This is a genomic window from Demequina sediminicola, from assembly GCF_000975055.1.
In the GTDB taxonomy this organism is placed as follows: Bacteria; Actinomycetota; Actinomycetes; order Actinomycetales; family Demequinaceae; genus Demequina; species Demequina sediminicola.
Window position 1 is genome coordinate 22,181 of record NZ_BBRB01000005.1, and the last position, 12,158, is coordinate 34,338.

13 protein-coding genes are annotated in these 12,158 nt (G+C 60.0%); all 13 read left to right on the forward strand.

Annotated features, from left to right (window positions below; all coding sequences use genetic code 11):
* Nucleotides 1–121 precede the first annotated feature (121 nt).
* The 13 genes from AOP79_RS09720 to efp all read left to right on the forward strand — a co-directional run bounded on the left by AOP79_RS09720 (nt 122) and on the right by efp (nt 12,118).
* On the forward strand, nt 122–517 hold the full coding sequence (locus tag AOP79_RS09720; RefSeq protein ID WP_062073071.1) for a prepilin-type N-terminal cleavage/methylation domain-containing protein: 396 nt from the start codon (nt 122–124) through the stop codon (nt 515–517).
* A gap of 77 nt (nt 518–594) precedes the next feature.
* Entirely contained in the window at nt 595–1,050 is a 456-nt protein-coding gene (locus tag AOP79_RS09725; RefSeq protein WP_062073072.1) for a type IV pilus modification PilV family protein, read from the forward strand.
* Nucleotides 1,047–1,610 (forward strand): PulJ/GspJ family protein, encoded by a 564-nt coding sequence (locus tag AOP79_RS09730; protein WP_062073074.1) that lies wholly within the window; start codon nt 1,047–1,049, stop codon nt 1,608–1,610. Before AOP79_RS09725 ends, AOP79_RS09730 begins: the two co-directional genes overlap by 4 nt.
* On the forward strand, nt 1,601–3,187 hold the full coding sequence (locus tag AOP79_RS09735; protein WP_062073076.1) for a TadE/TadG family type IV pilus assembly protein: 1,587 nt from the start codon (nt 1,601–1,603) through the stop codon (nt 3,185–3,187). The genes AOP79_RS09730 and AOP79_RS09735 overlap by 10 nt, the downstream gene beginning before the upstream one ends.
* Nucleotides 3,188–3,196: 9 nt before the next feature.
* Nucleotides 3,197–3,976: a prepilin peptidase gene (locus tag AOP79_RS09740; protein ID WP_062073077.1), complete on the forward strand. Its 780-nt coding sequence runs from the start codon at nt 3,197–3,199 to the stop codon at nt 3,974–3,976.
* Nucleotides 3,977–4,042: 66 nt separating this feature from the next.
* Nucleotides 4,043–5,098, forward strand: coding sequence for a type IV pilus assembly protein PilM (gene pilM, locus AOP79_RS09745; protein WP_062073079.1), 1,056 nt, complete (start codon nt 4,043–4,045; stop codon nt 5,096–5,098).
* Complete coding sequence (locus AOP79_RS09750; RefSeq protein WP_062073081.1) at nt 5,098–5,862, forward strand: hypothetical protein; 765 nt, start codon at nt 5,098–5,100, stop codon at nt 5,860–5,862. The genes pilM and AOP79_RS09750 overlap by 1 nt, the downstream gene beginning before the upstream one ends.
* Nucleotides 5,862–6,686 carry a hypothetical protein gene (locus tag AOP79_RS09755; RefSeq protein ID WP_062073082.1) on the forward strand — a complete coding sequence of 275 codons (825 nt, stop codon included), beginning with the start codon at nt 5,862–5,864 and terminating at the stop codon, nt 6,684–6,686. The genes AOP79_RS09750 and AOP79_RS09755 overlap by 1 nt, the downstream gene beginning before the upstream one ends.
* A gap of 105 nt (nt 6,687–6,791) precedes the next feature.
* On the forward strand, nt 6,792–7,976 hold the full coding sequence (gene aroC, locus AOP79_RS09760) for a chorismate synthase (protein WP_062073084.1): 1,185 nt from the start codon (nt 6,792–6,794) through the stop codon (nt 7,974–7,976).
* Complete coding sequence (locus AOP79_RS09765; protein ID WP_062073086.1) at nt 7,976–8,500, forward strand: shikimate kinase; 525 nt, start codon at nt 7,976–7,978, stop codon at nt 8,498–8,500. The genes aroC and AOP79_RS09765 overlap by 1 nt, the downstream gene beginning before the upstream one ends.
* A complete protein-coding gene (aroB, locus tag AOP79_RS09770) occupies nt 8,497–9,588 on the forward strand; it encodes a 3-dehydroquinate synthase (RefSeq protein WP_062073088.1) in 1,092 nt (363 codons plus the stop codon). Before AOP79_RS09765 ends, aroB begins: the two co-directional genes overlap by 4 nt.
* Nucleotides 9,589–9,722: 134 nt before the next feature.
* Nucleotides 9,723–11,489 carry a hypothetical protein gene (locus AOP79_RS09775; RefSeq protein WP_062073090.1) on the forward strand — a complete coding sequence of 589 codons (1,767 nt, stop codon included), beginning with the start codon at nt 9,723–9,725 and terminating at the stop codon, nt 11,487–11,489.
* A gap of 65 nt (nt 11,490–11,554) precedes the next feature.
* Nucleotides 11,555–12,118, forward strand: a complete 564-nt coding sequence (efp, locus tag AOP79_RS09780; protein ID WP_062073092.1) for an elongation factor P — start codon at nt 11,555–11,557, stop codon at nt 12,116–12,118.
* Nucleotides 12,119–12,158: the final 40 nt, after the last annotated feature.

The following is a 12,158-nucleotide window of genomic DNA, read 5'->3' on the forward strand; positions in this document are numbered from 1 at the left end:
CCGACGTGGACCACTAAAGACTTCGCGCGCGCCGCATTCACGACGCAGCACGCGTGAGGGGAATCTCGGATAGCTGAGATTCCTTATTTCACACAACACTGAAAATGAAAAGGAGAGCGAAATGATCGCTCGTATTCAGAAGCGCCTGCAGGAAAAGGCTGAAGGAACCGAGAAGGGCTTCACGCTCGTTGAGCTCCTGGTTGTCATCATCATCATCGGCATCCTGGCAGCTATTGCCATCCCGCTGTACCTGAACCAGCAGGCCAAGGCTAAGGACTCCGCTGCTCAGTCGGACCTCAAGAACGCACAGATCGAGGTTGCTTCGCAGCTCGTAGAGACCCCAACCGCGACCACCATTTCGCTGTCCGGCGTTTCCACCTCGCCCGGTGTGACTCTTGACGCAAACGTCACCATCTCGAACGACGCTTTCTGCATTGATGCAACGGCTGCAGGTGGCGACAAGGGTACCTGGAGCATCGACCAGGACGGCAACCTCGCTTCGGCTGCCTGCGCATAGTCCGCACTTGCTGTAAACGTGTGGGGCCCGGTCACAGGACTGGGCCCCACACGCACCATTCATTTCAGGGGAGCAATATGATCAAGCGCCTGCAACAGGCTCGTGACGAGGGTTTCGGCATTGTCGAGGCTCTCGTGGCGATCCTGCTCTTTGGGATCTTGGCCGTAGCGCTGGTGCCGCCGATCATCGCGGCGCTTAAGCTGTCAGCCGACTCCACCACGGTTGCGTCGGCTGCCCAAGTGGCGCAGGGTCGTGTCGAGGATGCACGGAGCGCCGCTGGCACTTGTGCGGATTTTGTCGCGTTTCTGGCTCAACCCATTCCCAGCGATCTCACAGATTCTCGAGGGGCTCGGTACTCCATGACCCAGTCAGCAGTGACCAGTGATGGTACAGATGCCGTGAGTGACCCGGGATGGTGCGTTGACTCAGCGGTCACGGCTGTCACCTACACGGTTGCTGTCACCTCCGTCGACACTGAAGTCGCAGATGTGGCCGACGTGGCCACAGTGATCGCTGTCCCGGGGCTCCAATGAGTAACTCGCTAGTGGACCGGCTGCGCAGTCCACGAGATGAGAGTGGTTTCACGCTTGTTGAACTTCTCGTCTACATTCTGCTGTTTTCCATCGTGGGCACGATGGTCGTGATGCTCCTGGTGAATGGATTCCGTTCTCAGTCGCGGATCACTCAGACAACGTCGTCTTCAGGAGACGTTCAGAACGCCGCGAACGCTATCCAAGCGGATGTGCGCTACGCAGCCGCGGTGGATGTCCGCGATAGCGGGAACCTCCTGCTCACCCGTACGTGGGTCGGTAGCTATGACAGCGGGAGCTACGAGTGCAAGGGCTGGTATTACGACGACGCCACCCAGACCCTTCGCCGTACAGCCTCGTCAGGGGCCGTGGGTTCAGATACCGATAGCTGGTCGCGGTACGCAAAGAACATTGACGCTACGGCACCATTTTCTCTAACGAGTGAAGGCGCTGTGAGAGTTGAGTTCGAGAGTGTCCCGGTCGGTGGCGGCCTTGGGACCAAGGTGGATACACAAGTCAACCTACGTCCACAGGACGAGGACGGGGGAGCGCCATGCTTCTAAAGCTTCGTGAGAATGACCGCAGTGATCGCGGTCAGGCCATGGTGATGGTCCTTGGCATGATCCTGATCATGGCTGTGGTCATCACGATCATCGTCTCGTCGACGGTTTTCGGTGCCTACTTCACGACGCAGACTCGCGCCTCGGTAGAGTCGCAGGCCGCTGCAGACGCTGGTGTCGATGCCATCTACGCAGAGCTGTCGAACGGTGTGTGTGCACCGGAGGTGGACCGCAAAGATCAGATACCGGCGTACGAAGCTAAAGTCCAGTACCGGGAAACTGAGACTGGTCCCTGGATTGATGACTGCCCCTTAGCCGTTGAGGACACGGAATCCTTCCGAGTCTTGTCGACGGGTTTTGCGCAGAAGCCGGGTTCCGGCGGCTATGACCGCGGCGATGACACCGAGGTTGTAGCTGAATGGTCGCGTCCGGAGACTCCGCCGTTGTTTGAGGAAGCGATTCGTGGGGATACTCGCGTCTACTTCAACTCGGACACGGTTGTATTGGCGCCGACCGTCGACGGCGACATCTACACCGAGGGCAACATGACCTGCGCGTCGGGAATGCACATTCAGGGATCCGTCGTTGCGACAGGTTCGGTCACATGGACAAATTCGGACTGCATCATTGATGGAGACCTCTATGTCGGGGAGGATCTCGTCTACCCGGTCGCGCCCTATCACACGCCGACGGTGTTGGGCGACACGGTGATCCTAGACTCTCTGGTGCCTAACTCCTCCATGAGTTACGGAAGCTTCCAGTATCAGAATGCCGGGCAGATGATCAACACCGCCGGGACCATCAAGACCGGCGGACTCATCCACGCTTACTGTTCATACCCGGGCTACGCCAATAACTCCGACTGGTCTGGTTACACCGGATGGTCAGGTTTCCAATGCCCCGGCGGGACGGGTTCGCGGGTCGAGATGCGTGTGCCTGACCTAGAGCTTCCCGACCCAAGTCCGTTTGTGAAGTTCACGCTCACCAGTGAGCCGTGGGATTCCTGGGATGCACGGCAGTGGGTGGATCCCTCCTCTCCCGGTAACGAAGTCAACGGTGGAAACTGCCGTAGCCGCGGAAGTGGCGGCGGGCACTCCGAGATCACGATTACGACAAATACCCGCATCGACACCACAGGCGAATGCAACGAGGTGGTGTTGGGTAACTACGCCGGCATCACCTTCAATTTGGGTGCTGACCTCGTGATCTTTGGTGACAAAATCACCCAAAATGGTAACGTCACGATCAACTCCACCGACGGGGAGGATCACTCGATCTATTTTGTGGTTCCCGCGGAAGACAGCTTCACCGGCTGCGTTCCTCCATCGCAGGAGGGGACCCTCGACACGCTGATCCGTTTTTCCTCAGGCAACTGGGTCCAGGACGACAAGACCGCAGCACTGTTCTATACAACAGAGAAGCTCGTGGTGGGTCGAAGCAATTTTGAGCTGGGTGGACAGCTCTACTCCTGTTCTAACCAGATGGCGAACGGGCTCGAGCTCACCTTCCGTCGCGTTGGTGAACAAAGTAGCGACATCCAGTTTGGCGACTACACGGTGCAGTACATCCGTCAAGGCTGAGAGTGACTGGTGTTGCCCCTCATTGTCCTGATCGCGGCGCTTGGTTTGGCACTAGGTAGCTTTGCCAACGTCGTGATCTCGCGGATCCCGGCAGGGGAGTCTGTGGTGAGTCCGCCGAGTGCTTGCCCGCGCTGTAGCCATCCGATTCGAGCACGGCACAACATCCCCGTGGTGGGGTGGTTGGTACTCAAGGGCAAGTGCTTTGACTGTGGGCTTCCCATCAGCGCCCGGTACCCGTCTATTGAAGCGTTGATGGGTGTACTTTTTGCGGTCGTCGCGTGGGGGTTCGGTCTTTCGTGGGAAATGGGCCTGTGCCTCGTTCTCGTGTTCTTCACGGTGGTGTTGAGTGCCATCGATTTCGATACGCAACGCCTGCCAGATCGGGTTGTAGGCCCTTTTGCCGTGAATGTCGCCGTCTACCTATTGCTGGCGACGGTGGTGACGGGAGACTGGGCCGCGTTGCTGGGATCCGTAGCTGGTGCTGCGATCCTCGGCCTGTTCTACTTCGTAGTCTGGTTTGTGTATCCCAAGGGAATGGGGTTCGGCGATGTCAAGATGTCCCCGGTTATTGGTGCTTGTTTGGGGTGGTTCGGCTGGGCCGAGCTGACGGTTGGCGGATTCAGCGCCTTTGTGTGGGGCGCAGTTGTGGGTCTCACAGTGATGGCCATCACAAGGCGAAGCAGGAAGGTTGCCATTCCCTTTGGGCCATGGATGTTTGCAGGAGCATGGACGGGAATTGTCGTAGGTCCGCAGATCGCAGAGTGGTACCTAGACAGCGTGGGTTTGTAACCGAATTTCAGCGGCGCGGATGACGTGCCGATAGATGACTAGACAGCAGCACGGAGGGGACTCAAGGTGGCGACAAAACACGTCGCGATTGACGTCGGTGAGACAGCAATTCGCGTAGCTCAGGTTGAGATGAAGGGCGGCAACGATCCGCGCGATGGTGCATCGCTGACCGCGTTCGCTGAACGACCGGTGCCTGCGGGAGTCATTCGCGCAGGCGAAATCGAAGAGCCGGGCGCGTTTGCGGCCGTGGTCAAGCAGGCGGTAGCGGCAGCCAAGGTGAGCGCCAAGAGCGCCTCGGTCAGCGTTGGCCATCCGAGTGTGGTGATCAGGGAAGTCGATGTACCGAGCCAATCACTAGACAAGGTTCGCAAGTCTCTTGCATTCCACGTGCGAGATTCGTTGCCCATGGCTGTTGACGACGCGCTGATGGACTTCTATCCAACTGCCGAGTTCGAAGGTGAGCAGGGCAAGATGCTTAAGGGCATGCTGGTCGCTGCGCCCCGCGAAGTCGTGAGAGGCGTCATCACCGCCCTTGACGGTTCTGGAGTGCATCTTTCACGAGTCGACCACACGGCTTTTGCGCTCTGGCGCTCTGTCTGCCGGGGCGAGCTCGCCCAGGGCACGGTGGCAATCGTCGATGTGGGCGCAGCCACCACGACCATCGTGGTTTCCCAACAGGGTGCTCCGCGTCTGGTACGTGTGCTCGCACAAGGTGGCGCTGACGCAACAAAGGCGATTCGCACCTCGTACAAGGGGAGTTCGGTCGATGCCGAACAGTTGAAGTTCCAGATTGGAATGAACCCGCAAGCGCCTGTTGATCACCGCCAAGTCGTCGATGCCGTCTCTCACGCCATGGGTCCGCTGATCGAGTCGATTCGCAACACTCTGGTGTACTTCGCAAGCTCGAACCCCGGTGCAGCTGCGCAGCGTCTCGTCCTGACCGGAGGCGGCGCCTACCTCAATGGTTTCGGTCAAGCGATATCTTCCGCGACCCGCCTGCCGGTCATGATTGGTGACCCCCTTGCGGGGATGGGTCAGTCAAAGAAGGTCGACGTGTCCGGTTTCCGCGGAAGAGAAGCCGTCTTGGCGACAGTGGTAGGCCTAGCGATGGGGGTTGAGTGATGAGCAACCTGGACAAGAAGATTGGTGCTCCTGCACTGCCTTCCGTCAATCTCATCCCGAAAGAGATTGCTGAAGCGACCAAGATGCGGACCATTAAGGTCACTGCTCTGTTCGCCGTGCTCGTGGCCGTCGGAGTCATGGTAGCCGTGTATGTATTGGCACTTGGTGCCACACAACTAGCGAAGAGTAGCCTCAACGACGCAGTGAGCGAAGAAACAGATGTCATCAATACCCGGGACCAGCAAGTGACGGTGTACGAGGACTACGTGAGTCAAGAAGAAGACGCTTGGACACTCGGGCAGATCGGCTACGGCGAGACAAAGCTCAGTGCGCTGACCTTTGGAATCGCCAATGCTCTTGGTGACAACGATCGCCTCCTTTCCCTGAGTTTCTATGGCCCCACCGCCGAGGGATTCGACCAGCGAAACCTTACGGCGACAACCTCGTTTGGAGTGGGTTCGATCGCGGCCACCGTGAACTCTGAGTCCTACGAAGCCGCAACAGAAGCGATCGCAGCCATTGAAGCTGTCGCTGGAGTCACTGACGTCGTGGGCACAGTGGAGAGCTACGCGACCGCATCCGGCGTCGTGGTGTGGGAAACAGAGATCACCGCCACTGTGACCGAGAACGCACTGACTGGCCGGTTCATCGACCCTGAGTCGACGATTGGTGTCGACCCCAGCGATGTGCTGTCAGATGTCGAGGTCGAAGCCGAACCTGAAGACGAACCGTCTCCTGAGCCATCAGCATCTGAGGAGGAGTAATGCTTAACTCAAAGTATGCGCCCATCATCGCGCTCACCGTTCTAGGCATCATCGTTGTGGTGCTGCTGGGATGGTTCCTCGCTGTTAAACCACAGATCGACACTGCGGCGGCCTATAGCGCAGACGAGGATCTGGTTCGGTCCAACATCGCGACAGTCCAAACTGACTCAGCGGCCATTGCGCAAGCCGGCGTTGATGCCGAGTCGTTCGTCGACCTCGAGCCAGCGATTGCGCTCAATGCCCCTTCGCGGTTCGATGTCGTGGCCGTCCGTACGCGCCTCGCAGACACCATTGCCGAGGCCGGGATGGAAATCGGCACCATTAACCAGAGCAGTTCGTACCCAGTGCAAGGGTGGGAGGTGCCATCCTCACTGCTTCTGTCAACCGACCTGGCAAAGCGCTTCCAGAGCGGTCCGGCGCCTACGATTGAGGTTGCGCCACAAGAGTTCACGCCAGCGGTTGCTGTCACCGGGGGCACGGTCGTTTTGGCCGACAACTTGATTGGGATTCCCATCGTCCTTGAGGTTGTGGGTACGGCGGATGAAGCGCACGCCTTCCTCGATAGTCTGCAGAACCCTGATCAGCCCCTTTTTCAGGTCAGTGAGTTCACACTCAACGCCCTCGATGACGGGACAAATGTTGGAGAAGGGATTTCGCCGCCTTCCAACGGCGATGTCCAACTCTCCCTCTCAGGATTCCTTTATCTCTCGAACGTCGACCGAACCATTGTTGATGAGGCGCCACTCGAACCAGCGCCGAATACTGGAGCGGGCCCGTTCTCGGCGCTAGACAGCGCAGCGCCTGCGCAACCTGGCGCGAACTAAGGTCGCTGAGTTCACGAAGGGCGGGAAGCACATCATGTGCTTCCCGCCCTTGTGCTAGCTGCCAGGCGTGGGGCGCATGCGCCCGACTCTGGCACAATGACACCCATGCTCAGATGGCTCACTGCAGGTGAATCTCACGGTCCCGCCCTCGTAGGAACGCTCGAAGGACTCCCCGCTGGGGTCGAGTTCACGTCGTCCGATATTCAGGCAGCTCTTGCGCGCCGCCGCCTCGGCTACGGTCGCGGCGCACGGATGAAGTTCGAACAAGATGAAGTCACGCTGCTCGGCGGAGTGCGGCACGGCGTCAGCCAGGGTGGTCCCGTGGCCATCATGGTGGGCAACACGGAGTGGCCCAAGTGGGAGACGGTGATGAGCGCGGACCCCGTAGATCCGTCCGAACTCACCGGCGCACGTGCGGCGGCACTGACGCGCCCCCGCCCTGGTCACGCGGATCTGGTGGGCATGACTAAGTACGGCTTCGATGATGCTCGGCCGATCCTCGAACGCGCGTCGGCGCGCGAGACTGCTGCACGCGTGGCACTCGGGACCGTTGCCGAGGCCTTCCTTGAGCAGGCAGCCGGCATCAAACTGGTGTCCCACACCACGCAGGTGGGACCGATCAGCGTCCCTGAAGATGCTCCCTTGCCGCCAGCGGATGCCACACAACAGCTCGACGATGACCCGATCCGTTGCTTCCACGCAGAGACGTCGGCACGCATGGTCGAGGAGATCGATGTGTGCCAGAACGAGGGCGACACTATGGGTGGAGTCGTCGAGGTCGTCGCGTACGGTTTGCCCGTCGGCATCGGAAGTCACGTCCACTGGGACCGTCGCCTTGACGCGCGTCTCGCTGCCGCACTGATGGGTATCCAGGCAATTAAGGGTGTTGAGGTCGGAGATGGCTTCCGCACCGCTGGGCGCCGTGGTTCGCAGGCACACGACGAGATCGAGTACGCCGAGGACGGCGTGACCCGTCGCACCAACCGCGCAGGTGGCGTGGAGGGTGGCATGACCAATGGCGAGCCGTTGCGCGTTTCCGCAGCGATGAAGCCCATCAGCACGGTGCCGCGCGCGCTCGACACGATTGACACCGAGACGGGAGAGCCTGCCAAGGCAATTCACCAGCGCTCGGATGTGTGTGCCGTTGCTCCGGCGGCTGTCGTGGCACAAGCGATGGTGGCATTGACTCTCGCTGACTCGTTGATCGAGAAGTTCGGTGGCGATTCGGTGGACGAAGTCCGCCGCAACATTGAGTCCTACGTCGCCGCAGTGCCCGAGCACCTGCGCTGATGGTGGCGCCGCGGATCATCCTGATGGGCCCACCAGGGTCTGGCAAGACCACTGTGGGCACAACATTGGCGCGCTCGCTCGGAGTGGCATGGAGGGATACAGACGCCGACATCGCCGCATCGGCGGGGAAGTCCATCCCGGACATCTTTTTGGAGGACGGCGAGGCCATCTTCCGTGATCTGGAAGAGAAGGCTGTGGCCGCGGCGGTCGAGTCTCACGACGGTGTGCTGTCGCTGGGCGGCGGTGCCATCCTGCGGGAGGCGAACCAGCGTGTGCTGAAGGGTGCTGCAGAAGGTGGCTCACGCATTGTTTTTCTCGATGTGTCGCTGAAGGCGGCAACACCGCGGGTTGGGTTGAACAAATCCCGGCCACTTCTGTTGGGCAACCCTCGTCAGCAATGGCTCTCGCTGATGCAGGCACGCCGGCCGCTCTACGAAGGCCTCGCAACTGACCGGATTGATACCGATGAACTCACACCCGAACAGGTGGCGGAGATGATCGAGAAGCTGGAGAAGCACGCATGACCCGCATCATCGAGGTCACCGGCGCCGCGCCTTACACCGTGACGGTCGGCAACAACCTCACGGACGCAGCCGTTCAGTCCATTCCTGACACCGCGCAGCGCGTGCTCGTGGTCCACTCAGCGCCTCTTCGAGAGCGCGCTGATGTCCTCCGCGGGCGCATCGAGGCCTCGGGTCGCAATGCGGTGGTCGCCGAGGTGCCCGATGCGGAAGAGGGGAAGACTGCCGAGGTTGCTGCATTCTGCTGGCAGGTATTGGGCAAGTCGGACTTCACCCGTTCCGATGTGGTGATTGGACTCGGCGGGGGAGCGGTCACTGACCTCGCTGGCTTTGTCGCTGCGTCGTGGCTTCGCGGCGTTGGCGTGATCCAAATGCCCACCACCGTCTTGGGAATGGTCGACGCGGCAGTGGGCGGCAAGACTGGAATCAACACCACTGAAGGAAAGAACCTGGTGGGCGCTTTCCACGAGCCGCTGAGCGTGTGGTGCGACCTCGAGTCCCTGGCGACATTGCCGGCGTTTGATCGCACCGCCGGACTCGCAGAAGTGGTCAAGGGCGGCTTCATTGCCGATACAGGAATACTCGACTTGATCGAGGAAAACGCTGCCGTGCTCAGTGCACCTACCTTGGATGATCACGCGATGGAGGTCCTTGCAGAACTGATCGCTCGCAAGATTCAGGTCAAGGCCACGGTCGTTTCTGCGGACCTCAAGGAATCACACCTGCGCGAGATTCTCAACTACGGCCACACGTTTGGTCATGCGATCGAGTACACCGAGCGCTACCAGTGGCGTCATGGTGCTGCGGTCTCTGTGGGCATGGTGTTTGCTGCAGAGCTCGCGCATCTCGCCGGCCGGCTGGATGAGGCATCCGTTGAGCGTCACCGCACGATTCTGACGTCACTGGGCTTGCCCACCACATATCCCGGAGACCGTTGGGACGCCCTCCACACTGCGATGCGACGCGACAAGAAGACCCGGGGAGATTTACTCCGCTTTGTGGTGCTGCAAGGCATCGGGAATCCGGTTCGGCTCGAAGGCCCCGACCCAGCCCTGCTTCTCGGCGCATACGACGCCGTAACGAGCTCGTAGCCCGTGGCGATCACTGAAACCCCGTCTTCTATGTTCTTCCGTGAACTCGCGAAAGTCATGGCGATGATGGACTCGCTGATGGGGACAGCCGTGAGGGGGACTTCGAGCAACCCCCAGATGCTCGAGAATTCTCCGTGACAGGGGCGGACGTGGGCGCGACTCCTGAGGCACGTGAGCCCTCGGGAGGTACATGGTCGCGCTGGCAGCGCCGCTTGGGAGCCGGCCGTCAGGCTGACTATAGGTTTGAGACGCACCGCGCCGTCGCTGTCATTACTGTCGTGTTCACAGCTGCGGTGCATGCATGGGTTGGCTGGACTGCTCGGGGGCCGGTGATTGTTCCCGATGAGACTGGAACGTTGGGTGCTGCTCACGTTCTCGCTGGAGTTGAGCCAAGCTGGCTGCTGGCAGGCTCCGGCTTTATGCCGGGCCTTGCCATCTTCGTGACACCCGCGTGGTGGTTGACGTCAGATCCGTGGGTAATCTACTACTGCGCCCTCGCCGTTGTCTGGGTATTCTCGGTGCTAGCGATATGGCCGCTAGCACGGATCGCTGCGCACTTTGGTGCCGCGCCTCATGCCTCGTGGGTCATGGCTGCAGTAGTGTCCCTTGCGCCAGGCCGAGCGCTCTTGGGTAACTATGCCATGGCCGAGTCCCTATTGACTTTCGCCATCGCCGCGACGATAGCGGTTGCATTGCAGCTTACGCAGAAGATGACGCCCACATGGGGTGCAGTGCTTGGTGCAGCGGCAGGCTTCACGTTCCTGGCTCATGGCCGCGGTCTCGCCGTGGTGGTTGCGGTTGTGGTGTGGAGCCTCGTGGTGCTTTGGCGCAAGTGGAACGTTCTTGCCGCCACGCTGCTTTCCGCATGTGTCTCAGTGGGCGCGGCATGGGCTCTCTACCAGTGGATTGTCGGAGCGCTCTACTGGAACGACATGCGCGCAAGCAACACTCTGCGCGGCGTGAGCGCCGGAGTCATGGAAATCGTTGCGATCACGTCCGGTATGGCGTGGTATGCGGTAGCAGCCTGGCCGGCGGTCGCCGTCGCAGGGCTCATCATCGTGTGCCTCTCACTTCGGCGCCGACCTGTGAGCCTGCTGGTATTGCTGGCAGCCGCAGCTGTCTACGGCGCAGCAGCAGTGCAACTTGTCTTTCCCGCGCAGACGGCACTTCGCCTCGACTTGTTTATTTACGGACGGTATGTCGACCCACTTCTAGTGATATTGGCAGTGATTGGTCTCGCGTCGCTCGTGAGGCTCCGTAGTTGGGCCTTTTCCGGTGCGATCGTGCTAGTCACGGCCACGGTGCTGTTTGGGTTCCATGTGCTCACGCTTCCGCACGTGCCGGTTGGCGGCCAATGGTTCGACGTGCACATCGCTGGGGTTTCGCATTACTTCAGTCGGTTCAACTATGCGAATTCACTACGTGAACCCTGGGAACTGCTGTCACTAGCGACGCTCGGACTGACCATCTGCTTTGTAGCGCTCGCCCGCATCCGAGCATTCTTGATTGTGGCACTGGGCTCCTACTTCGCAGTCTTGACTGCTGCAGATGATGTGGTGCGAGTCGACCCGTGGAACGAGCGGGGCTCAAAGTCCGAGAGCGTGGCATCTGTAGCTGCGACGCTTGATCCCCAGTACCCGATCGCCTTCGATTATGACTTTGGCGCCGCGATCAATATCTACACATATGCGCTGAATCCGACACCACTCCATGTGGTGAATCTGGATGAGGAAGCGCCAGGAACGCCCTATCTCTATTCATCGGTCAACGCGGAGGTCCCTGCTCGAGATGGCGCCGTGCCACTTGCCGTAAGGGACGGTGTTGGGTTGGTGCTGTGGGTCTACCCGGGGCCGGAACAGGACAGGCTCAATGAGTTGGGTCTCCTTGCGGAGCGAGAATGACCTAAGGTCGACGCAGTCCGATAGGATAACCGGCGGCTTTCACTCGCGACTGATAGGACTTCACCATGGCGACATCAAACGACATCAAGAACGGCTCCGTGCTCAATATTGACGGCAACCTGTGGACGGTCATCGACTTCCAGCACGTGAAGCCGGGTAAGGGTGGTGCGTTTGTGCGCACCAAGATGAAGAACGTGCTCAGCGGCAAGGTCGTCGATAAGACCTTCAACGCTGGCGCCAAGGTCACCCTCGAGGTCGTCGACCGCCGCGACATGCAATACCTCTACAACGATGGTTCAGGCTATGTGTTCATGGACCCCAACACTTTCGATCAGGTCACGATCAGTCCCGAGATCATGGGTGATGCGACCGACTTCCTTCTCGAGAACGAGAAGGCGTCCATTGGCTCGCACAACGGCAACCCGATCTTTCTTGAACTACCCGCATCGGTAGTCCTCGAGGTGACCTATACCGAGCCGGGCTTGCAGGGTGACCGCTCCTCTGGTGGTACCAAGCCTGCGACGCTCGAGACCGGGCGCGAAATCCAGGTTCCTCTCTTCCTCGAACAAGGCACTAAGGTCAAGGTCAACACTGAATCCGGGGACTACCTCGGCCGCGTCAACGACTAGCGGTGAGCCCATGGGTCAGGCCATCCGATTACATGGGCGT

What these genes read in the sequence shown, in the direction of transcription:
- AOP79_RS09725 (WP_062073072.1), top strand. Translation starts at nt 595, where the DNA reads ATGATCAAGCGCCTGCAACAGGCTCGTGACGAGGGTTTCGGCATTGTC.
- aroB (WP_062073088.1), top strand. Translation starts at nt 8,497, where the DNA reads ATGACCCGCATCATCGAGGTCACCGGCGCCGCGCCTTACACCGTGACG.
- AOP79_RS09720 (WP_062073071.1), top strand. Translation starts at nt 122, where the DNA reads ATGATCGCTCGTATTCAGAAGCGCCTGCAGGAAAAGGCTGAAGGAACC.
- AOP79_RS09755 (WP_062073082.1), top strand. Translation starts at nt 5,862, where the DNA reads ATGCTTAACTCAAAGTATGCGCCCATCATCGCGCTCACCGTTCTAGGC.
- aroC (WP_062073084.1), top strand. Translation starts at nt 6,792, where the DNA reads ATGCTCAGATGGCTCACTGCAGGTGAATCTCACGGTCCCGCCCTCGTA.
- AOP79_RS09730 (WP_062073074.1), top strand. Translation starts at nt 1,047, where the DNA reads ATGAGTAACTCGCTAGTGGACCGGCTGCGCAGTCCACGAGATGAGAGT.
- AOP79_RS09735 (WP_062073076.1), top strand. Translation starts at nt 1,601, where the DNA reads ATGCTTCTAAAGCTTCGTGAGAATGACCGCAGTGATCGCGGTCAGGCC.
- AOP79_RS09765 (WP_062073086.1), top strand. Translation starts at nt 7,976, where the DNA reads ATGGTGGCGCCGCGGATCATCCTGATGGGCCCACCAGGGTCTGGCAAG.
- efp (WP_062073092.1), top strand. Translation starts at nt 11,555, where the DNA reads ATGGCGACATCAAACGACATCAAGAACGGCTCCGTGCTCAATATTGAC.
- AOP79_RS09750 (WP_062073081.1), top strand. Translation starts at nt 5,098, where the DNA reads ATGAGCAACCTGGACAAGAAGATTGGTGCTCCTGCACTGCCTTCCGTC.